The 21,965-nt window shown below is 66.4% G+C and carries 20 protein-coding genes and 1 pseudogene; 9 read left to right on the top strand and 12 right to left on the bottom strand.

Annotated features, from left to right (window positions below; genetic code table 11):
* Together BGI27_RS04130 and BGI27_RS04125 are read right to left on the bottom strand one after the other, a co-directional pair.
* Positions 1-373 (bottom strand): annotated as a pseudogene (locus BGI27_RS04130) (transposase); the annotation flags it as partial.
* 401 nt (positions 374-774) lie between these two features.
* On the bottom strand, positions 775-1,659 hold the full coding sequence (locus BGI27_RS04125; protein WP_095523632.1) for a LysR family transcriptional regulator: 885 nt from the start codon (positions 1,657-1,659) through the stop codon (positions 775-777).
* Positions 1,660-1,766: 107 nt separating this feature from the next.
* Between BGI27_RS04125 and BGI27_RS04120 the strand changes: the two genes are divergently transcribed.
* From BGI27_RS04120 to BGI27_RS04080, 9 genes are all read left to right on the top strand, one after another.
* Entirely contained in the window at positions 1,767-2,648 is an 882-nt protein-coding gene (locus tag BGI27_RS04120; RefSeq protein WP_095523631.1) for an MBL fold metallo-hydrolase, read from the top strand.
* 75 nt (positions 2,649-2,723) lie between these two features.
* Positions 2,724-3,419: a DsbA family protein gene (locus tag BGI27_RS04115; protein ID WP_095523630.1), complete on the top strand. Its 696-nt coding sequence runs from the start codon at positions 2,724-2,726 to the stop codon at positions 3,417-3,419.
* A 240-nt stretch (positions 3,420-3,659) separates the two neighbouring features.
* Positions 3,660-4,115: a type IV pilin protein gene (locus BGI27_RS04110; RefSeq protein WP_095523629.1), complete on the top strand. Its 456-nt coding sequence runs from the start codon at positions 3,660-3,662 to the stop codon at positions 4,113-4,115.
* The gene (locus tag BGI27_RS04105) at positions 4,109-4,696 is read left to right on the top strand and encodes a GspH/FimT family pseudopilin (RefSeq protein ID WP_223871592.1); all 588 of its coding nucleotides are present in this window, start codon (positions 4,109-4,111) and stop codon (positions 4,694-4,696) included. The genes BGI27_RS04110 and BGI27_RS04105 overlap by 7 nt, the downstream gene beginning before the upstream one ends.
* Positions 4,693-5,091: a type IV pilus modification protein PilV gene (gene pilV, locus BGI27_RS04100; RefSeq protein WP_223871591.1), complete on the top strand. Its 399-nt coding sequence runs from the start codon at positions 4,693-4,695 to the stop codon at positions 5,089-5,091. Before BGI27_RS04105 ends, pilV begins: the two co-directional genes overlap by 4 nt.
* Entirely contained in the window at positions 5,088-6,239 is a 1,152-nt protein-coding gene (locus BGI27_RS04095; protein WP_095523627.1) for a PilW family protein, read from the top strand. Before pilV ends, BGI27_RS04095 begins: the two co-directional genes overlap by 4 nt.
* A gap of 3 nt (positions 6,240-6,242) precedes the next feature.
* Positions 6,243-6,824: a pilus assembly PilX family protein gene (locus BGI27_RS04090; protein WP_095523626.1), complete on the top strand. Its 582-nt coding sequence runs from the start codon at positions 6,243-6,245 to the stop codon at positions 6,822-6,824.
* 26 nt (positions 6,825-6,850) lie between these two features.
* Complete coding sequence (locus tag BGI27_RS04085; protein ID WP_095523625.1) at positions 6,851-10,798, top strand: pilus assembly protein; 3,948 nt, start codon at positions 6,851-6,853, stop codon at positions 10,796-10,798.
* A 3-nt stretch (positions 10,799-10,801) separates the two neighbouring features.
* Positions 10,802-11,368: an energy transducer TonB gene (locus tag BGI27_RS04080; protein ID WP_095523624.1), complete on the top strand. Its 567-nt coding sequence runs from the start codon at positions 10,802-10,804 to the stop codon at positions 11,366-11,368.
* A 7-nt stretch (positions 11,369-11,375) separates the two neighbouring features.
* Here BGI27_RS04080 and BGI27_RS04075 read toward each other — a convergent pair whose 3' ends face one another.
* The 10 genes from BGI27_RS04075 to BGI27_RS04030 form a co-directional block, all read right to left on the bottom strand.
* Positions 11,376-11,516: a hypothetical protein gene (locus tag BGI27_RS04075; protein WP_170942901.1), complete on the bottom strand. Its 141-nt coding sequence runs from the start codon at positions 11,514-11,516 to the stop codon at positions 11,376-11,378.
* A gap of 150 nt (positions 11,517-11,666) precedes the next feature.
* Positions 11,667-12,104: a DUF411 domain-containing protein gene (locus BGI27_RS04070; protein ID WP_095523623.1), complete on the bottom strand. Its 438-nt coding sequence runs from the start codon at positions 12,102-12,104 to the stop codon at positions 11,667-11,669.
* On the bottom strand, positions 12,101-15,268 hold the full coding sequence (locus BGI27_RS04065) for an efflux RND transporter permease subunit (protein WP_095523622.1): 3,168 nt from the start codon (positions 15,266-15,268) through the stop codon (positions 12,101-12,103). The genes BGI27_RS04070 and BGI27_RS04065 overlap by 4 nt, the downstream gene beginning before the upstream one ends.
* A gap of 175 nt (positions 15,269-15,443) precedes the next feature.
* On the bottom strand, positions 15,444-16,928 hold the full coding sequence (locus BGI27_RS04060; RefSeq protein WP_095523621.1) for an efflux RND transporter periplasmic adaptor subunit: 1,485 nt from the start codon (positions 16,926-16,928) through the stop codon (positions 15,444-15,446).
* Positions 16,925-18,202: a TolC family protein gene (locus BGI27_RS04055; RefSeq protein WP_095523620.1), complete on the bottom strand. Its 1,278-nt coding sequence runs from the start codon at positions 18,200-18,202 to the stop codon at positions 16,925-16,927. Before BGI27_RS04055 ends, BGI27_RS04060 begins: the two co-directional genes overlap by 4 nt.
* An 11-nt stretch (positions 18,203-18,213) precedes the next feature.
* The gene (locus tag BGI27_RS04050) at positions 18,214-18,552 is read right to left on the bottom strand and encodes a copper-binding protein (protein ID WP_095523619.1); all 339 of its coding nucleotides are present in this window, start codon (positions 18,550-18,552) and stop codon (positions 18,214-18,216) included.
* Between the two features lie 63 nt (positions 18,553-18,615).
* The gene (locus tag BGI27_RS04045; RefSeq protein ID WP_095523618.1) at positions 18,616-19,002 is read right to left on the bottom strand and encodes a hypothetical protein; all 387 of its coding nucleotides are present in this window, start codon (positions 19,000-19,002) and stop codon (positions 18,616-18,618) included.
* A 46-nt stretch (positions 19,003-19,048) separates the two neighbouring features.
* Positions 19,049-19,615, bottom strand: coding sequence for a CDP-diacylglycerol--glycerol-3-phosphate 3-phosphatidyltransferase (gene pgsA / locus BGI27_RS04040; protein ID WP_095523617.1), 567 nt, complete (start codon positions 19,613-19,615; stop codon positions 19,049-19,051).
* Positions 19,612-21,432, bottom strand: coding sequence for an excinuclease ABC subunit UvrC (uvrC, locus tag BGI27_RS04035; RefSeq protein ID WP_095523616.1), 1,821 nt, complete (start codon positions 21,430-21,432; stop codon positions 19,612-19,614). The genes pgsA and uvrC overlap by 4 nt, the downstream gene beginning before the upstream one ends.
* Positions 21,433-21,460: 28 nt before the next feature.
* The gene (locus BGI27_RS04030; protein WP_095523615.1) at positions 21,461-21,898 is read right to left on the bottom strand and encodes a DciA family protein; all 438 of its coding nucleotides are present in this window, start codon (positions 21,896-21,898) and stop codon (positions 21,461-21,463) included.
* Between the last annotated feature and the right edge of the window lie 67 nt (positions 21,899-21,965).

The raw sequence follows: 21,965 nt of genomic DNA, 5'->3' as shown, positions 1-21,965 counted from the left end.
TGCCAGGCGTAGTACCCACTCGGATGGACCCGCATGACCTTGCACATGCGTCGGATTGGCCAGACGTTCTGATGCGCTTCGATGAAGGCGTACCTTACCCGGACTGCTTGGCAAAGTACGCTGTGGCCTTTTTTAGGATGTCGCGCTCCTCGGTTACCCGCTTGAGCTCGGCTCGTAGCCGACGTAACTCGTCCTCTTGGCTATCCTGCGTTTGACGCTCCTGCGGCGTCAGGCTGTAGCGCTTGATCCATGCGTACAGACTGTGGATGCTCACATCCAGTCGCCCGGCAACGTCCGCAACGCTATGTCCGCGATCGGTCACTTGCTTGACCGCTTCAATCTTGAACTCTTCCGTGTATCGCTTGCTACTCATAGACACCTCCACTTGGTTGCCAGCTTAAGGCTTCGAAGTGTCTAGTGAACCGGGGGCGATTCAATACGCATAACTTTGCAGTCGAGAGGGACGTCTGCTTTCCTAGAGCTTGGCTGTCCGCAACGGGTCGGCTGCTGTCGCTGATAAGCAGATCACTGACGGTCCGCTTCAGCCGATTCGCTTCCGTATGTTGTCGGGCAGGTTTCGGTTGAATCCGAAGTATTGAGCGGTCATCCAGATCACCGCCCAAGAGAAGACGCAAAAGCCCACACATAGCTGATGGCTTGGCCGCCCGGGCCCGGATACTTCAGTCTTCCGGACCGCATATTCAGACCGCTCTCTTCCGCTCTCCATTCCAGAGCATCCCGCAGAGCCCCATCCACAACGGCCTGCCCCGCAGCTCACCCCGCCGCAAACCACGCCACCAGGAAATCCAGCATCGTGCGCAGCAGGGCTGTCTGGTGTTCCCGCGAGGTGTAGAGGCCGTGGATGCCCAGCGTCTGCGGCCGTGCCCGGGGCAGCAGCGCCACCAGTTGCCCGCTGGCGATCAGCGGCGCAGCCGAGAACACGGGCTGCAATGTGATGCCCGCGCCCTCCACGGCGGCCTGCAGCAGCACCACGGATTCGTTGGCGCTGAGGTTGCCGCTCACCGGCACGCTGACAGCCTCGCCCGCCTGCTCGAAATGCCACAGGCTCTTGCCGAAGTAGGCGTAGGTAAGGCAGTTGTGCCCGGCCAGTGCTTCGATACGCGTGGGCGTGCCGTGCGCACGCAGGTAGGCCGAAGAGGCGCAGACCACCGACGGGCATTCGCCGAGGCGCCGGGCGATGATGCCGGGGTCCAGCTGGTTGGTGATGCGGATGGCAAGGTCGATGCGGTCTTCCACCAGGTTCACCGCCTTGTTGCCGATCTGCAGATCCACGGCGGCCTGTGGATGGCGCTGCAGGAAGGCCGCCACGGCGCCAGCCAGCGAGGCCTGCGCCAGCGACTGGGCACAGGCGATGCGCAGGATGCCGCGCGGCTCCTCGCTCAGCGCATCGCCCACCCACGGCACCTGATCCGCCAGGGACAGCATCTCGCGGCAACGCGCCAGGGTGGCCTCGCCCGCCGCCGTCAGGCTGATGCGCCGCGTGCTGCGGTGGAACAGGCGCGCGCCGGCCCAGGCTTCCATCTCGCCGAGATAGCGCGTGACCATTGCGCGCGACATTTCCAGGGCCTCGGCGCTCGCGGTCAGGCTGCCGCGCTCGGCAATGCTCACGAAGACCCGCGCCGCCAGGATGCGATCCATATATGTCCGATTCGAGCAACAATTCATTGCATATTAGGCCGTTTATCGCACAGGTGGCGAGCCCTAATCTGCAGGCACATCACAACCTGCACACAAGGAGTCTCTTCATGCAAGCCCGCAAGCTCTTCACCGCCGCCGCCCTGGGTTTCACCACCCTGATGCCGCTGGCCCATAGCGCCCAGCCCCTGCAACTGGAAGTGTTCAATCCCGGTGAAAAATCCATGTTCCCGGTCAGCTCGGTCATCGTCAGCGGCGCTCGCGAGGCGATTCTGATCGATGCCCAGTTCCAGCGCGACGATGCCGAGGCACTGGTGGCGAAACTGCGCGCCGGTGGCAAGACGCTCAAGGCCATCTACATCAGCCACAGCGACCCGGATTACTACTTCGGCCTGGATACCCTCAAGGCCGCCTTCCCCGCCGCCCGCGTGCTCGCCACCGCGCAGACCGTGGCACACATCAAGGAAAGCATGGACGGCAAGCTCGCCTACTGGGGGCCGATCCTGAAACAGAACGCGCCTGGGAAACTGGTGCTGCCCGAAGCGATCGCGGGTGACAGCCTCAGCCTCGAAGGCCAGCGCATCGAGATCAAGGGTCTGACCGGCCCCAGCCCCGAACGCAGCTACCTGTGGATTCCTTCGTTGAAGACCGTGGCCGGCGGCGTCGTGGTGTCCAGCGGCATCCACGTCTGGGTGGCAGATACGCAGAGCGCGCAATCCCGCCAGGACTGGCAGGCCACGCTCAAGGGCATCGCCGCCCTGCAACCGGCCGCCGTGGTGCCCGGGCACTATCTGGGCGAAATCCCCGCAGGGCTGGGGGCCGTGGCCTTCACCGCCGAGTATCTGAAGGCATTCGAGGACGCCGCCGCGCATGCGAAGGATTCGAACGAACTGATCACCAGTCTCAAGGCCCGCTATCCCTCGCTCGGCGAGCCGGCTTCGCTGGAGCTTTCGGCCAAGGTGATCAAGGGCGGGATGAAGTGGCCACAATGAATGCTTCGGAACGATGAAACGCCTGGGTGCCGCTGCGGCACCCAGGCGGTACGCCCGACAGAGAAAGGAAGCCCCATGAATACCCTGCATTACATCTATGACCCGCTTTGCGGCTGGTGCTACGCCGCAGCTCCGCTGATCGACGCCGCGCATGGTGTGGAAGGCCTGAAGCTGGCCCTGCACGCGGGCGGCATGCTGGCCGGCGCGAACCGCCGCGCCATCACGCCGCAATGGCGCGATTACGTGATGCCGCACGACCGCCGCATCGCCCAATTGAGCGGCCAGCCCTTCGGCGAAGCCTATTTCGAGGGGCTGCTGCGCGATACCACGGCGGTCATGGATTCGGCGCCACCAGCCACCGCCATCCTCGCCGCCGAAGCACTCGCCGGACGCGGGCTGGAGATGCTGCACGCTCTGCAGCACACGCATTACGTGGAAGGCCGGCGCATCGCGGAGCGCGAAGTCATCAACGCGCTGGCGCAACAGCTCGGCCTGGATGCCGAAGCCTTCGACGCCCGCTACGCCGCGCTTGAAAACGGCCCCACGTCGCAGCATTTCCACAGCAGCCGCGAATGGCTGGCACGCGTTGGCGGCCAGGGCTTTCCGACCCTGGCGCTGGAAGCCGGCGATGGCACGCTGACGCGCGTCGAGGCAGGCGAATGGCTCGGCCGCCCGACGGAGTTCGCCGCCGCGCTGCGCGCGCAACTCGGCCTGCAAAGCCAGGCCACGACGACGATTGCGCAATGCGGGCCGGACGGCTGCGCCATCTGACAGGGTCGTTTGCCACCGACGCGGACGGGGCGGATCGGCGTCGGCGGGATGGGCGCCACCGCCCTCCGCTCGACGGAGATAAACGGCGATAGAGCGGAATTTTCTTCTATTGATCCTGTTTCATAAGTCGGCATGCCTCAATCCTGCCTACATGGTGGTCCGCCGCCATGTCCGGCGCCGGGCTCTCCGTGCAGGCCGTGACAAGGCGGCGCCTCCAGTCACAGCCAGGAGTCCGCCGCAATGCATGCCGCCCGCCCCCAACCATCCGCACGCCACGCCGGCTTCACCCTCGTGGAGCTGATGATCACGGTCGCCATCATCGGGGTGCTGGCGGCAATCGCCTATCCTGCCTATCAGGATTACGTCACCCGCAGCCGGCTCATCGACGCCACGAATGCGCTGTCCACCCTGCGCGCGAAGATGGAGCAGCACTATCAGGACAACCGGACCTATCTCACCTCCGGCAGCTATACGGCCCCCTGCAAGAGCAGTGCGAACCAGACCGCCGGCACCTTCACGATCTCGTGCTCGCTGACCGACACCACCTACACCATCACCGCCACCGGTAGCGGCCAGACTGCCGGCTTCGCCTACACCATCGACCAGAATGGCAGCATGGCCACCACCGGCCTGCCTTCCGGCTGGGGCAGCACCCAGAGCGGCTGCTGGGTGCAGCGCAAGGGGCAATCGTGCTGAGGCCGCGCCGGGCACCGGGCTTCACGCTGATCGAGCTGATGATCACGATCGTGGTCCTGGCCATCCTGACCCTGCTGACCGTGCCCAACCTGTCGACCTGGATGGCCAACAGCCGCGTGCGCTCCGTGGGTGAAGCCCTGCAGAACGCCTTGCGTCAGGCACAAGGGGAGGCGGTCTCGCGCGGTCGCCAGACCGTCTTCGTACTGACCGCCGCCACCCCGGCGCTCAACGCCACGCCCAGCGCCAATGCCGCGCACTGGTATCTGCAGACACTGCCTCTCACCGATGCGGAGGAAACCAACGGGACTTTCCTGCGTGGCGAACAGATCGCCTCGACCCAGTCCGTCAGCATCACCGGCAACGCCGTGCTGTGCTTCAACTCGCTGGGGCGCCTGGTCAGCAATACGGCGACCGGGCTGGGTGCAAGCTGCACGCTCCCCGATGCTTACGTCACCTACGATCTGAGCGCCGTCGGCGCGGACCGCCCGTTGCGCGTGGAGGCCTACCTGGGCGGTCGGGTCCGCCTGTGCGATCCGGCCAAGACCCTGTCGTCCACCCAGCCCGACGGATGCGCGACATGAACGCCACCCCGCGCCCGACCGCACAGCAGGGCAGCGCACTGCTCGAAGCCCTGGTTTCGATCCTGGTGTTTTCGCTGGGCGTGCTGGGCATCGTCGCCCTGCTGGCCAAGTCCACCCAGTTCTCGGTCGACGCCGAGGACCGCACGCGCGCGGCAATGCTTGCCAACGAACTGGCCTCGCAGATGTGGGAGAACCAGAGCACCTCGCTCGACAGCGGCGTGATCAGCACTTGGCAGGCGCGCGTACAGGCAACGGGCAGCGGCCTGCCCTCGGCCAGCGCCACCTGCAGCGTCGACAGCAGCGGCCTCGCCACCATCACCGTCACCTGGAAAGCCCTCTGGCGCAAGAGCGACGAGCAAGCCAACACTTATTCCACGCAGGTACTGATCCCATGAGCCTGCCAGGCCGGCGCCAACAGGGCGTCACTCTCATTGAACTGATGGTCTCGCTGGTCATCGCCTCGCTGCTCACCATCGCCGTGGCCAGCTACGAAGGCCACAAGCGCACCACCACCTCGGTGAACGATCTCAACCAGAGCGGCAACTACGCCGCCTGGGTGCTGGACAACCTGCTGCGCAGCGCCGGCTCGGGCTTTGCCCAGACGGCGGAGTTCGCCTTCGGCTGCCAGCTGCTGGTCGCCAAGGGCGGCGAAACCATCCTGCCCCGCGCGGCGGCGCTGCCTGCGCCCTTTGCCGGCCTGGATACCACCTTCCGGCTGGCCCCGGTGCTGATCGTGCAGGATGGCAGCACCCCGACGGATAGCGGCAGCGGCTCTGATCTGCTGCTGGTGATGAGCGGCGCCGCGGGCAAGGCCGAAGCCCCCGCCTATCTCAGCGACTATCCCGACAGCGCATCGCTTCCCCTGAAGAACACGCGCGCCTTTGCGGCCAGTGACGTCCTGCTGCTGGTGGATCAGGAAACCGGCAGCAGCGGCACGGTGCCCTGCATGCTCACCCAGGTCAGCAGCAGCTTTGCGGAAAGCGGCGCCAGCATCCTGCCGCTCGCCGGCAGCTACCACCAGGCCAGCATCGCCGCGCAATCCCTGGCGGCCTATACCGAGCAGACCGTGGCGCTGAACCTGGGCAATCCCGGCAAAGGCAATCCGCCCGGTTTCGCCGTGCTCGGCGTGGGAGACAACAGCACGCTGTATACCTACGACCTGCTGCAGACCAGCAGCGCGCCACGGCAGGCCATCGCCTCCGGCGTGTTCGAGCTGCACGCGCTCTACGGGCTGGATACCGACGACGACGGCAAGATCGACAGCTGGCGCCGCCCCGAGGGCGACTACGCCTATGCCGCGCTCACCGCCGGCACCAGTGCTGCGGCCAGTGTCATCACGCGCATCAAGGCCGTGCGCGTAGGGCTGATCCTGCGCACGGATCTCAAGGAGAAGGAAACGGTGAGCCCGGATTCGCTGACGCTGTTCAGCGATCTGGGGTCGGATCTTGCCTATTCCCCCAGCCTGGGCACGGACAACACCCGCTATCGCTACCGCGTGCAGGAATTCACCGTGCCGCTGCGCAACCTGATGCTGCTGGAGTAAGCCATGCGCCCCATGCCCGCCCCTCCTCGCCAACGCGGCATGATCCTGCTGGTCACCTTGCTGGTGATGGTGATCCTGCTGGTCTCCTCGGTCGCGCTGCTGCGCTCGTTCGATACCTCATTGCTGCTCTCGGGCAACCTGGCCTTCAAGCGCGACCTGGTCAACCAGGGCGAACGCGGCATGGCCAAGGCCATCGCAGCCTTCAACAACGGCGCGCTCAGCGACGACAGCGCGCGCGAGGCCAATATCGGCACGATCAACTATTCCGCCTCGATCCTTTCTTCCAATGCGAAAGGCATTCCGGAGGTACTGCTCAGCACGAGCAAGTACAGCGCAGCCGGCATGGCCGGCACCGACATCTCGGACAACGGGGTGACCATCCGCACCGTGATCGACCGCCAATGCGCCAGTGCCGGCGAATTCAGCATCTCGACCTGTGTTTACGTGCCCGGTTACTCCGATACCGGCGGCACCAGCTGGCTCAAGAAGGCCGGCTCCGAATACGTCCCGGTCTATCGGGTCAGCGTGCGCGTCGACGGCCCGCGCAACACCCAGGTTTTCCTCCAGACCACGCTGGTGCGCTGAGCGCACCGCAAGCCCCGGAGCACACCATGAATCGCCAGACATCCCGGCTCTTGCCCGCACTGCTCGCGGGTCTGTCCTTCACCGCCTTGCTGCCCGCCACCTCGCAGGCCTCGGACATCGATCTCGCCGATGCGCCGCTGTTCTCCTCGGTCAGCGTACCGGGCAATCTCGCGCTCGCGCTCTCGGTGGAATGGCCGACGGCCACCACCCCCGCCTACACCACGAGCTACTCCGCGAGCAGCACCTTCCTGGGTTATTTCGACCCGCTCAAGTGCTACCAGTACATCTACAACTCGACCACCCCGGCGAACAGCTACTTCACGCCCTACAGCTACAACAGCGCCGGCAGCCACACCTGCGCCAGCAGTTCGAGCCTGCAGCTGTGGAGCGGCAATTTCCTCAACTGGGTTTCGATGCAGACCCTGGATACCTTCCGCTGGGTGCTTACCGGCGGCTACCGCAGCACCGATACCAGCAGCGAGACGATCCTGACGAAGACCTTCGCCGGCTACAACTCGTCCGTCATGCCGCACAAGAGCATCTCTTCTGCCAGCACGACGCTTTCCGGCGTTACACCGCTCAGCTGGAGCGCCTGGAACAGCCGTGTACGCTACGCGGGCACTGCGGTCTATTTCACCAACAGCGGCACCAGCGCGACGGGCTGGACGGATTACACCGATCCGGCCAGCAAGACGGCCACCGGCACGGACTACAACGGGCACAACAGCTACGTGAAGACGAGTGATTCGAAGTATGCGAATCCGGCCACCGTCTACCGGATCTTCATCAACGTGAAGGTCTGCGACAGCAGCGTGCAGCTCGAGGACAACTGCGTCGGCTATCCGCTGGACAGCACCAGCCCCACCCACTACAAGCCGGAAGGCCTGCTGCAGAACTACGCCTCCAAACTGCGCTACTCGACTTTCGGCTACCTGCACGACGACTCGCGCACGGATGGCGGCGTGATGCGCGCCCGCATGAAGTACATCGGCCCGAGCCAGCCCGTGCCGGGCTCCTCCGCCATCACGAACTCGCTCACGGAATGGAGCAGCAGCACCGGCATCATGCTGCAGAACCCCGACAGCAGCGACGCAACGGCCACCCAGACCTTCGCGAAATCCTCCGGCTGGACCGTATCCATCAGCAACAGCGGCGTGATGAACTACCTCAACAAGTTCGGCTCGATGGGCTTCTCGAGCGACGGCTCCTACTACAAGTCGAAGGATCCGGTCGGCGAGCTGTATTACTCCGCCACGCGCTACTTCCGCAACAAGGGCAACGTGGCCTCCTACTCCTCGCTGAGCGGGGCGGGCAGCTCCAACAAGGCGGCGATCTGGCTGGATGGCTTCCCGGTCATCACGAGCTGGGACGATCCTATCCTCTACAGCTGCCAGAAGAATTTCATCCTCGGCATCGGCGACACCTACTCCTGGTATGACAGCGAGCTTCCGGGGTCGACGCTGGCGGCCTCCACGGTTCCGTCGGAAGTCACCGCCGATGCGGCGGATTCCGGTTCGCCAGCCACGGACGGCAAGGTCAATGTCTGGGCCGCGATTACCATGGTCGGCAAGCTCGAGGGGCTCTCCTCCGGCAGCCTGGGTGACAAATGGAACGGCAGCAGCCGCTACAACACCCTCTACATCGCCGGGCTGGCCTATGACGCCCACACCCGCGACATCCGTGCCGATCTCACAGGCACGCAGACGATCAACACCTATTGGCTGGACGTACACGAAAGCACCTATTACGAGCACAAGAACCAGTACTGGCTGGCCGCCAAGTACGGCGGTTTCACCGTACCCGATGGCTTCTCGCCCTATTCCAGCAGCAACAGCACCAGCACGCTGGCCGACAGCACCTGGGTATCCAGCGGCTCCTACGTGCCGTTCTCGGGCACGACCTACGCCACCTCCAACGGCCTGTCGTATTCCACCGACAGCAACACCAACTGCTCCACGCTGACCGGTGGCGTATCCAGCAAATGCGACAAACGGCCGACGAACTACTTCCCCGGCAACTCGCCATCGACGATGAAATCCGGCCTGACCGATGCGTTTGCCAAGATCGTCGCGGAAACGGCTGCAGCGACCGCCACGGCGCTCTCCTCCCCCTCGCCGCAGCAGACCAGCAGCGGCTCGGCCAACTATGCGGCGACCTACAGCCCCTCCACATGGACCGGCACGCTCAAGGGGCAATCCGTTGCCTACGACAGCGATGGCGACCCCACCTACACCACGGTCTGGGAGGGTGGCGCACTGCTCGATGCGCGCAGCTGGAGCACCCGCAAGATCATCACCTGGTGCAACAGCGGCGGGCTTTCACTGAGCGCCAGCATGGGCTGCGCGGGCTCGCTCGCCGCGGTCGACGGCGTCGCCACCCAATCGGCGACGAACTTCGTCAAATACCTGCGCGGGGATCGCACCCAGGAAGTCGCCAATGGCGGCCTGTATCGCACGCGCAACTCGCTGCTGGGCGACATCGTGAACGCCAAGGTGGTGGCCAACGGCGCCCCCGAGGGCCTGCTCAGCGATCTTTACAACGATGGCTACAGCAGCTTCAAGCGGACCCATGCCGACCGCGACACCGTCGTCTTCGTCGGCGCCAATGACGGCACGATGCACGCCTTCAACGGCTCCATCACTGCCAGCGACGGCGGCCAGGAACTCTTCGCCTACATCCCGAGCCTGATCTACAGCGATACCGATTCCACCACCGGCGGCGGCCTTTCCTCACTGGGCAACCCCAGCTTCACCCACCGCTATCTCGTCGATGGCACGCCGAACGTCTTCGACATCGATTTCTACAAGACCACCAAGGCGACGGCCACCACCAACGACTGGCGCTCGGTACTGATCGGCGGTCTGGGCAAGGGCGGCAAGGGCTATTACGCCATCGACGTCACCGATCCCACCGCCTGGACCACGGAAGACGCCGTGGCCGGCAAGGTGCTGTGGGAGTTCTCCGATACGCACATGGGCTACAGCTATGGCAGCGCGACCGTGGTGAAGACCGCCAAGTACGGCTGGGTGGTGGTGCTGACCTCGGGCTACAACAACGACGATGGCAAGGGCTATTTCTTCTTCGTCGATCCACGCAGCGGCGAACTGCTGGAAAGGGTCGCCACGCCGGAGGGCTCCACCTCCTCGCCGATCAACATGGCGCATGCCTCGGCCTTCGTGCCCAATTACAAGAATGGCACCGCCGATGCGATCTATGCCGGCGACCTGCAGGGCAATCTGTGGCGGCTGGATGTCACGGCCAGTTCGGGTTCCTACAGCAGCCCCACCCGGATCGCCCGGCTGGAAAGCACCGACGGCTCGGCCCAGCCCGTGACCACGCGGCCCTTGGTCGAGATCGAGCCGGATTCCGGCAAGCGCTACGTGCTGCTCGGCACGGGCCGCCTGCTGGCGGATTCCGACGTTTCCAGCAGCCAGGTCCAGACCTTCTACGCCATCATCGACGGGCAGAGCGGCAGCGGCGCCTTCTACGGCGGCAGCACCAGCCTGCCCGACGACGTCAGCTTCCCCGTCAGCCGCGACGACCTGGAAGAAAATGATGACCTGCTCTCCGGCATCGGCAGCAGCCCCGGCAAGACCATGGGCTGGTACTTCGATCTCCCCGTGAGCGGTGGCATCGCCGAACGCGTCAACGTGGATCCGGCTGCCAACAACGGCATCGTCGCCTGGGCCGGCAACCTGCCCAACGGCGAGGTCTGCTCACCCTCCGGCACCTCGAACGCCTATGCGGTGAGCATCGGCCTGGGCAAGAGCGTGCTCACCGACAGCAGCGGCAATGCCGTCGCCTCGCTGGCCCAGAGTGCCATCATCACCGAGATCGCCTTCGTCAATGTGGGTGGCAAGATACGGCTGCTGGCCGGCACATCCTCGGGCACGGTCTCCAACCTGCCCGGCAGCTATTCGACCAATACTTCGCTCAAGCGCATGAACTGGCGCGTGGTACCGACCGCGGACTGAGCCATGCGGCATGGCTTGCTGGCCGCAGGCCTGGCCTCGTGCCTGGTCCACGGCGCATTGCTGCTCGCGCATGCGCCGTGGCAGGCCTCTGGCCCCACCGACGCAGCCATGCGCAACGAGACACCGCTGGCGGCCCGGCTGCATCCGGCACAGCTCGTCGGATCGCCTCCGCAGGAGGAGGCAACGCCCGCGCCCACACCCGCCAGACGCGGCAGTCCGCAAGGCACCGGTAGGGAATCTTCCGCCCGGAACACCCCGGTGACACCACAGGAAATGCACTACTGGCCGGCAGACAGCCTGGAGCGCCGGCCGGTGCCCGTCTCGGCGCCGGACAGCCGCTGGCTCGAAGGCGCGGACCTTCCCGCCGCCAATGTGCGGCTGCGCCTCTACATCGACGCCGAGGGCCGGGTACGCAGGACGGAAATCGTCGCGGACGATGCCGAAGCCTGGGCGCCCGTGCGCCGCATGTTCGAGGAAACCCGCTTCCTGCCAGGGCGGCGCGCCGGAGAAAGCGTGCCGAGCTGGCTGGAGATCGAGCTGGATTTCCTAGAGCTGCGCCGCGTGCTCTGACGCCGTTTCAGTGCCGCCGGACATCCTTCCCCGCGCCCGGCGGCGGCGCCGAGCAACAGGGCGAAGGCTTGGCAGCTTCGTGCGCACGGAGATTTTCCGCGCACCAGGCGCGATAGCGCTGGTACAGCTTTTTCAGCCAGGCAATCATCTTTCCTCCTTTCGCGTAGGGTGCGCCATGCGCACCATGCTTTTCAAACAAACTCACCGGCGCCGGAGCGGCACCACATACGGTGCCAATCCTCGTAGGGCGTCATCCAGCAGGGACAAAGTCCGGCTGAAGCCGGACCCACACAGGCGCTCACTCATGCAGCGCAAAACGCCGGGTCTTACCATCGGACTGCACCAGCAGCGTCTCGTAGCTGCGATCTCCCGTCATCGGCAGATCCATCCCCGGAGACGCCGGTGGCATGCCCGGCACAGCCAGCCCGACGGCCTTGGGTTTCTCGCGCAGCAGGCGCTGCACATCCTGCGCCGGCACATGGCCTTCGAGCACGTAGCCGCCCACCTTCGCGGTGTGGCAGGAGCCCAGTGAATCCGGGATGCCCAGTGCCTTGCGCTGCGCGGAAACATCCTGGACCTCATGCACCTTCGCCACGAAACCGGCCTTCTGCATGTGCTCCACCCATTTGCCGCAGCAACCGCAGTAGGGCGACTTCCACACCTCCAGCACCGGGCCGGCAGCCCAGGCGCCCAGGCTGCCCAGCAGAAGCAGCAAAGCCATTACGGATTTCTTCATGAATGATCTCCTTGCAAGGAAGTTGAAGTCTGCCCCGCGCGCTGCGCGGCCCGTCGCCGCATCAGCAGCCAGGCGGCCGGAATCAGGAACATCGACAGCAGCGGCGCGGTGATCATGCCGCCCACCATGGGCGCCGCGATACGCTGCATCACCTCGGAACCGGTGCCGGTGCCCCACATGATGGGGAACAGGCCGGCCAGGATGGTGGCCACCGTCATCGCCTTGGGGCGCACGCGCAGCACGGCCCCCTCGCTGATCGCGTCATGCAGCGCAGCGATACCGCTCTGCCCCGCCGCCAGCCGATCCTCCCAGGCGTGCCGCAGATAGAGCAGCATGATCACCCCGAATTCCGCCGAAACGCCGGCCAGCGCGATGAAGCCCACCGCGCCCGCCACCGAGAGGTTGTAGCCGAGCAGCCACAGCAGCCAGATGCCGCCCACCAGCGCGAAGGGCAGCGTGGCCATGATCAGCAGTGCCTCGTCGACACGACGGAAGGTGAGGTAGAGCAGCACGAAGATGATCAGCAGCGTGGCGGGCACCACGATCTTCATCTTGGCGGTGGCGCGCTCCAGGTACTCGAACTGGCCGGACCAGGTAAGCGAATACCCGGGCGGCAGCTTGAGCTGGTCGCGCACCACGGCCTGCATGTCATGCACGGTGCCGGCGAGGTCGCGGCCGCGGATGTCGACATACACCCAGCCGGAGAGCCGCGCGTTCTCGCTGCGCAGCATCGGCGGCCCGTCGTTGATGCGCAGCTGTGCCACGTCGCCCAGGGTCAGGCGCTGGCCGGCCGGGCCGACGATGGGCAGATCGCGCAGGCGCTGCACCGAATCTCGCAGCTCGCGCGGATAGCGCACGTTGATCGGGTAGCGCGCCAGGCCCTCGACCGTCTCGCCGACGTTTTCGCCGCCGATGGAGGAGGCCACCACGCTGTGCACGTCGGCGATGTTCATGCCGAAGCGTGCGGCGGCCTCGCGGTCGACATTCACGTCGATGTAGCGCCCGCCGGTGAGCCGCTCGGCCAGCGCCGAGCTGACGCCGGGCACGCTCTTCACGATCTGCTCGACCTGCGTGGTGAGCCGCTCGATCTGCGCCAGATCCGTGCCGTTCACCTTGATGCCCACCGGGCTCTTGATGCCGGTGGCGAGCATGTCCAGCCGGTTGCGGATCGGCGGCACCCAGATGTTGGCCAGCCCCGGCACCTTGACCACGCGGTCCAGCTCCTCGACCAGCTTCTCCGGCGTCATGCCCGGCCGCCACTGATCGCGCGGCTTGAGCTGGATGGTGGTTTCGAACATTTCCAGCGGCGCGGGGTCGGTGGCCGTCTCGGCGCGGCCAGCCTTGCCGGAGACACGCGCGACCTCGGGCACGGACTTGATCAGCCGGTCGGTCTGCTGCAGCAATTCGCTGGCCTTGCCGGCCGAGAGCATCGGCAGGGCGGTCGGCATGTAGAGCAGGTCGCCCTCGTCCAGCGGCGGCAGGAATTCGCCGCCCACGTGCTGCAACGGCCACAGACTCAGCACCAGCAGCACCAGCGCGGCGCCCAGCGTGGTCTTAGGCCAGGCCAGCACCGCATCCAGCAGCGGATGGTAGAGCCGGATCAGCAGCCGGTTGAGCGGATTCTTCTGCTCGTCCGGAATGCGGCCCCGGATCAGATAGCCCATCAGCACCGGGATCAGCGTCACGGCCAGCACGGCGGAAGCCGCCATGGCGTAGGTCTTGGTGAAGGCCAATGGCGAGAACAACCGCCCTTCCTGTGATTCCAGCGTGAACACCGGAATGAAGGAGAGCGTGATCACCAGCAGGGAGAAGAACAGCGCCGGCCCGACCTCGGCGGCGGCATCGCTGATGATCTGCCAGTGGGTTTCGCCCTTCGGTTCCTCGCCGGGGTGACCGTGCCGCCACTTCTCCAGATGCTTGTGCGCGTTCTCGATCATCACCACGGCGGCATCCACCATGGCGCCGACAGCGATGGCGATGCCGCCCAGCGACATGATGTTGGCGTTCACGCCCTGCCAGCGCATCACGATGAAGGCCATCAGCACGCCCAGCGGCAGCGACACGATGGCCACCAGCGAGGAGCGCAGGTGGAACAGGAAGGCGAAGCAGATCAGGGCCACGACGACGAATTCCTCGACCAGCTTCCAGCCCAGGTTCGTCACCGCGCGCTCGATCAGGCCGCTGCGGTCATAGGTGGGCACCACCTCGACGCCCTCGGGCAGACTGGTGCACAGATCGTCCAGCCGGGCCTTGACCGCGTTGATGGTCTCCAGCGCGTTCTTGCCCGAGCGCATCACGATCACGCCACCGGCCACCTCGCCCTCGCCATCCAGCTCGTAGATGCCGCGCCGCATCTCGGGGCCGATCTGCACGGTGGCGACATCGCCCAGGCGCACGACCACACCGGAGGGCTGAGTCATCAGCGGGATGCGGCGGAAGTCGTCCAGCGACTGCAGATAGCCCGAGGCGCGCACCATGTACTCGGCCTCGCCCAGCTCCAGCACCGAGCCGCCGGTTTCCTGGTTGGCGCGGCCGATGGCATCGATCACCATCTGGTGGCCGAGGTTGTAGGCGCGCAGGCGATCAGGGTCCAGCTGCACCTGGTACTGGCGCACCATGCCGCCCAGGGAAGCCACTTCGGCCACGCCGGGCACGGTCTTCAGCTCGTACTTGAGGAACCAGTCCTGCAGGCTCCTGAGCTGGGCGAGATCGTGCTTGCCGGTCTTGTCCACCAACGCATAGCTGAAGATCCAGCCCACGCCCGTGGCATCCGGCCCCAGCGCCGGCTTGGCGCCGGCCGGCAGGCGCGACTGCACCTGGTTCAGGTACTCCAGCACGCGCGAGCGCGCCCAGTACAGATCGGTGCCATCCTCGAACAGCACGTAGACGAAGGAGTCGCCGAAGAACGAAAACCCGCGCACCGTCTTCGCGCCCGGCACCGACAGCATGGTGGTGGTGAGCGGATAGGTGACCTGGTTTTCGACGATCTGCGGCGCCTGCCCCGGATAGCTGGTGCGGATGATCACCTGCACGTCGGAAAGATCAGGCAGCGCATCAAGCGGCGTGCGCAAAGCGGCGAGCACGCCCCACACGGTGAGCGCCAGGGTGGCCAGCAGCACCAGGAAACGGTTGGCGATGGACCAGCGGATGAGTCTGGCGATCATGGCCGTACTCCCATGGACGCGGCCAACAGCCGATGGCAGCTTTCACTCCGTTTGTCGGCATGAGATAGGGCCTGAACCCCTCCCGGCCTCCCCTTCTCAGGGGAGGAGCAAACCACGGTGTGCCCGACGAACTCCCCCCTGACAAGGGGGGATGGGGGGGTTAAGAATCGAAGCTTCATTGCCCACCCCCGATCGCCATCACATGCACCAGTTGCGGCTCGCCACCTTCCGGCACGCAGAAGACGACATGCACCTTCTGCCCGGGCTTGAGATCCTTGGGCAAACCGTCCTGCGGCAGCCGGAAACCCATCGTCATGGCACCCCACTTCAATTCCGGCACGGGTGGATGCGAGAGCATCGCCAGCTCGTCGACCACCGATTCGAACACTGCCTCGACCTGGTATTCCTTGCCCGCGGCAGCAGCCGGCGCATCGCTCAGGCGGGGCGCCACGGCGCGCAGGCTGGCTTCGGAGTCGAGCAGGAACTGGCCGGACAGCACCACCTGCTGGCCTTCGCTGAGCCCGGCCGTGATCTCGACCTGCCCGTCCGCCTCCTGCCCGATACGCACATCCACCGGCCGGTACTTGCCCTCACCTTCTGCCAGCATCACCACCGAGCGCTGGCCGGTGCGGATCAGCGCATCCTGCGGCAGCAGCAGGGCTTCACGCGCCGGGGTGCCGAAGCCCAGGCGCACATACATGCCCGGCGCCAGCCGGCCGCCGGGGTTCGCGAGTTCCACCCGCACCCGCAGGGTGCGCGTGGCGGCTTCCACTTCGGGCAGGATGGCCTGCACGCGCCCCTTGAAAACATCTCCGGGGAAGCCCGCCGCACGCGTCTGCACCGGCGCGCCGGGCTGCAGCAACGCGGCCTGCCCCTCGGGCACTTCGGCATTCACCCACACGCTGTCCAGCGCATTGATCTGGAACAGCGTAGCGCCGGCCATCACCGTCATGCCCTCGCGTGCGCCCAGCTCCACCACGCGGCCGGCCACCGGCGCGGTCAGCGTGACGCGTGCCAGCACCTGCCCTTCCTTTTCCACCTGGGCGATCAGTGCCGGCGGCATGCCAGCCTGACGCATGCGCACGCGCGCCGCGTCCACCAGTGCCTCGACGCCACCCGGCATCGCACGCAAGGCGAGGAATTCCTCCTGCGCGGCGACCCAGTCCGGCACGTACAGCTCCGCCAGCGGCTGGCCGCGGCGCACCGGGTCCAGCGTGGCGCGCACCAGCAGTTTCTCGACGAAAGCGGTGTTGCGCGCCTGCACCAGCGTCAGCCCGCGCTCGTTCCAGGCCACGCTGCCGCTGGTCTCGAAGGCCGGCGCCAGCGTGCCGCGCTGCACGGCGACGGTACGCAGGCCGAGGCTTTGCGTCTGCCGCGCGCTGACGGCCACCGAGCCTTCGTCGGCGGCGGCATCGGCGTACACCGGCACCAGCGGCATGTCCATGAAGGGCGATTTGCCGGGCTTGTCGAAGCGCTGGCCGGGCACCATGGGGTCGTGCCAGTAGAGCACGCGGCGGCCCTCGGCGGTCGTTGCCGTGGCATCGGCCACACCCGCGGCATGGCCACCGGCCTGCTTGAGGCCGAACTGGTAGGCGCCATAGCCCACACCGGCCAGGGCGGCCAGCAGGGCGACAGCGATCGGGGAATGACGGGAATTCATGGTCTGGCTCCTTGCGCAATCGTCTGCGCATCGAGGAAATTCAGTTGGGCCCAGGCACGGGCGGCTTCGAGCGCCACGCGCTCACGGGCCAGGCGCGCTTCCAGCACGGCCCGGCGGGCACCCAACGCACGCTCCAGCATGCCGCTGCCGGCACGGTAGGCGGCCAGCGTGGCGGCCTGCTGCTGCTCGGCGAGCGGGATCAGCGTGCGCTCGGCATGCGCCAGGCGCGCCAGCGCGCTCTGCCAGGCCGCATGCATGCCTTCGAGCTCGGCACGGTAGGCACGGCGCATGTCTTCCTGCTCGGCACGCACCTGATCGGCCATGGAAAGGCTGGAGGCCAGTTCGCGATCCTGGCGCTGGCCGATGTTCCATTGCAGTGGCATGGACACGGTGACGGAGATCATGTCGCCATACACCTCGCTGCGCCGGCCATACATCAGCTCCACACCCAGATCAGGCTTGCGCCTGGCGCGCGCCAGGCGGGCATCGGCCTCGGCCAGCGCCACCTGCTGCGTGAGCAGGGCGATGGTGGGGTGCTGGTCCAGGGAATCGCTGCGCCAGTCCCAGGCCAGGCGGGAGATGTCCGGCGTCGCGGCCAGCGTCGCGGGGCTTTCGCCCAGCCAGCGGGTCAGCCGTGCGCGCGCCATGCCGATCTCGCCGTCCAGGCCGGTGAGCATGCTGCGCATGTTCTCGGCTTCGGTACGCATGGCGAAGATCTCGACCTGCTCGCCACGCCCACCGCGAAAAGCGGCGGCGGCCTGCTCCTGATCGCGCACGGCGGCCACCTGCTCCTCCAGCAGCGCCTGCTGGCGCAGCAGGGAATCGAGCTCCAGCCAGGCCAGCGCGGTATCGCGCGCGATCTCGCTGCGCGTGCGCTGCGCCTCGACCAGCGCCAGCTCGGCCATCTGCTCGTCACGCGCACGCGCGGCCTCGCGCTTCTCGCCACGCGTGAATTCCTGCATCACGCCGAAGGTGCGCATGCTCATGCTGTCGCGGGTGGCGGACCACGCCATCTCGCCACTTACCGGAATGTTGCTGACACCGAGCTTGAGCACGGGGTCGGGCAGCGTGCCGGCGGCCACGGCCATCTCGCGCGCGGCATGTGCCTGGGCTGCGATGCCGGCAAGCCGGGGAGCCCGGTCGAGCGCGATGCGCTGCGCGTCCGGCAGGCTCAAGGGTGGAGGAACGGAAGAAAGGGTCTGCGCAAGGACAGGCGGCGTCACCCCGATCAGGGCGACACACAGCCAGACCATGCGCGATGGTCTGCGGATCATGGCGGCTCTCCTCAGCGCGTCAGCGCGGTGACGATGAGCGAACCGCTGCGATCCTCGATGACCACCTGCACCTTGTCGCCAGCCTTGAGATCGGCCGGCAGGCTGACCTTCGGATCGACATCGAAGACCATGGTCATGCCAGGCATGCCGAGATGCGTCAGGTCAGCGTGGCGCAGGGTGAGGCGGCGCGCCTTGAGATCCACGGCGCGAATTTCGGCGGCAACAGGCAGGAGGGCCGCTGGCGCGGCGGCGCCATGCCCCTGATGAGCGTGTTGGGCGTGGGCGGCAGGCGCGAAGGCGAAAAGATTGAGGGCGAGCATGGCGCTCGCCAGGGCGATACCTTGATTCATGATGGTTTTCCTGAAGGCGATGACGAAACGCGCGCGCCAGCAGGCGCACGCAAGCGATTTGCGTCAGGAAAACCGTTTGGGTGGTCGCTCGGGACCGTCAGGGATATGCCCGGGGGGCGCCAGATCACGCCCGGGGCGGGCATGGCTCACGGGCGGGAGGTTCAGCTCGGGTGGCACCGAGAAGGTGGTCAGCGATGCCATGCAGCAGGCACCGCAGGCCTTGTGCTGCATGGAGGAGTGCTTTTGCGGCGATTGGGTGCCGGCGTCATCCGGATCCTGCGCATGGTGGCCGTGCGCCGCAACCTGGCTCGCCCCGCTGCAGTCCGCCAGCAGCGCCGGTATGCCTTCCACCGATGCCGGCGGCAAGGCCATGCGTACCGATGCCAACGCCTGCAGCGGCAGGCTGAGGCTGATCAGGCACAGCAGGAGAAGGTGGGCGAAGCGACGCATCGTGGCGGGTCTGAACGAAGGGTGGGCGGAAAGTTCCTGGCGCGGATCAAGCCTCGGCCAGCACCTTGAGCGCCCGGTTCATATAGTAGGCCATCGACCACAATGTGAGAATGGCTGCCACCCACATCAGCCACTCGCCGAGCAGGCTCACGGGCAGGCCGAGGATGTCCTGCTGGAAGAGCAGCATCGGGATCGCCGTCATCTGCGCGAAGGTCTTCAGCTTGCCGATGAAGGAGACGGCCACGCTGCGCGACTTGCCCAGCTGCGCCATCCATTCGCGCAGGGCCGAGATGGTGAGTTCGCGCCCGATGATGATGAAGGCGAGGATCACGTCGCAGCGGCGCAGCCAGACCAGCAGCACCAGCGCGGCGCAGACCATGAGCTTGTCTGCCACGGGGTCGAGGAAGGCGCCGAAGGCCGAGGTGATGCCCAGGCGGCGCGCCAGGTAGCCGTCGAACCAGTCGGTTACGGCCGCGAGCACGAACAGGCCGCAGGCGACCAGGTTCTTCAGCGGCATGGGCAGGACGGCGTCGGGCAGGAAATACACGCCGAGCACCAGCGGAATCATCACGATGCGCGCCCAGGTGAGGGCGTTTGGCAGATGGGAAATCATTGGAGGTCCGGGGTGCCCTCACGCAGGGCGTTGTAGATCTGTTCCGCGATTTTACGATTGATCCCGTCAACGCGACACAGGTCGTCAACCGTGGCGGTGCGGACACCGGAAAGACCGCCGAAAGTCTCGATGAGTTTCTTGCGCCGCGTCGGCCCGATGCCCGGTATGTCTTCCAGGCGGGAAGTGAGCCGGGTCTTGCTGCGCCGCGCGCGCATGCCGGTGATGGCGAAGCGGTGGGCCTCGTCGCGCACGATCTGGATCAGGTGCAGCGCCGGGTGCTCGCCGCCCAGCGCCAGGCCCGGGCGGCCATCCGGCCAGATCAGCTGCTCCAGCCCGGCCTTGCGTTCCTCGCCCTTGGCCACACCAACCATGGTGATGGAGGTCAGGCCCAGTTCGGTGAGCACTTCCCAGGCCACGCCGACCTGCCCCTTGCCACCATCGATGAGGATCAGGTCCGGACGCACGGATTCGCCGGCCGCCACCTTCTCGTAGCGCCGCGTCAGCGCCTGACGCATGGCGGCATAGTCGTCGCCGCCGGTGATGCCGCTGATGTTGAAGCGGCGGTATTCGGACTTCTTCATGCCCTCGCCCTCCCACACCACGCAGGAAGCCACGGTGGCTTCACCCTGGGTGTGAGAGATGTCGAAGCATTCGATGCGCCGGGGCCGCTCGGCCATCTCCAGCGCGGCCTGCAAGGCATCGAGCTGGGCCTCGGCGCGACCGGTTTCACGCAGCCGCGCTTCGAGCGCCAGGCCGGCATTGGTCTGCGCCATTTCCGCCCAGGCCTTCTCGGCCTGGAAACGGGCGAGAGCCACCACCGGCGGCCGTTCCAGCACATCCTCCAGCACCTCGCGCACGGCCTCGGGCGACGCGCCGTCGATCACCAGCTTGGCGGGCGCCGGATGCAGGCGGTAATGCTGTTCGACGAAGGCCAGCAGCGCATCGGCTACCTCCAGCCCGGCGCCGCCTTGCGGGAACTGCGCGCGGTCGCCGAGGTGACGGCCGCCGCGCACCATGGCCAGATTCACGCACACCAGCCCGCCGGTAGCGCGCGCCACCAGGATGTCCACGTCCTCGTCCTTGCCGGAGTCCACGTATTGCTTGTGCAGCACGGTCTGCAAGGCGCGGATCTGGTCGCGGAAGATCGCCGCCTGCTCGAAGGCAAAGGCGTCGGAGGCGGTCTGCATGCGCACGGTGAGGCTGTCGATCACGTCGGAATGACGGCCATCGAGAAACAGCGTGGCGAGCTTCACGTCACGCGCGTAGTCGGCCAGATCGATCAGCCCGACACAGGGCGCGGAGCAGCGCTTGATCTGGTGCAGCAGGCAAGGCCGCGAGCGATTGCGATACACCGAGTTCTCGCAGGTGCGCAGCAGGAACAGGCGTTGCAGCAGCTGGATGCTCTCGCGTGCGGCCCAGCTCGAAGGGTAAGGGCCGAAGTAGCGCACGCCTTTCTCGAAGGCGCCACGGTAATAGGCCAGTCGCGGCGCATCGTCCCCCGTGATGGCGATGTAAGGGTAGCTCTTGTCGTCTCGGAAAAGGATGTTGTAGCGCGGCTTGAGCGTCTTGATGAGGTTGTTCTCGAGAATCAGCGCCTCGGCCTCCGAGCGCACGGCCGTGGTGTCCACGCGCACGATCTGCGCCACCATCATGGCGATGCACGGGCTCGGATGGTTCTTCTGGAAATAGCTGGAGACGCGCCGCTTGAGGTTCTTCGCCTTGCCGACGTAGAGCACCTCCTCACCCTCGCCGATCATGCGGTAGACGCCGGGCGCCTCGGTCAGCGAGCGCAGGAAGGGTTTGTGATCGAAGGGCATGGATTCTCGGGGTATGCCGCGAACGGGCTCAGGCGCTGTGCTTGACCATGCGCCGCAGGGCCGCTGCCAACGGATCCTCCGGGCGCAACTGCTCGCTCAGCGCCAGCAGGGCCGCCTTGCCGCCCGCGCCGATGGGGCGAGCCTCGACATCCTCGGGCAGCTCAAGCCCCACGAAGGGCGTGGTGCGTACCTTCACCTTGATGAGGCCCACCGGCTCGCCCGCCGCCACCAGATTCGTCTGCAGACCATTGAGGCTCATCTTCAGCCGCGTGGCGAGCGCAGGCGAAGTCACGTGCAGCGTGAGTTCGCCCTCCTGGAAATTGGCCACGCGCACGGCCCCCCGGGTAGCCAGCGGCAAGCCGGCCTCCACCAGACGTTGCAGGCGCTGCAGGCGCTCGGCATGGTCCTGCAGGCGAGATAACGCGTCGGAACGCGAAAAAAAACTGTCGAGGGCTCTTGCAACCATCCGGATGACCCGCACATGGGGAGGGTTTTGGGGGGCAACCGTTTGTTCGGCACAAACGGACGAAGAA

Origin of the sequence: Candidatus Dactylopiibacterium carminicum, assembly GCF_014736495.1 — a bacterium.
GTDB lineage: Bacteria > Pseudomonadota > Gammaproteobacteria > Burkholderiales > Rhodocyclaceae > Uliginosibacterium > Uliginosibacterium carminicum.
Note: the sequence above shows the minus strand (reverse complement) of the source record. Positions and strands in the feature narration are given on the sequence as shown.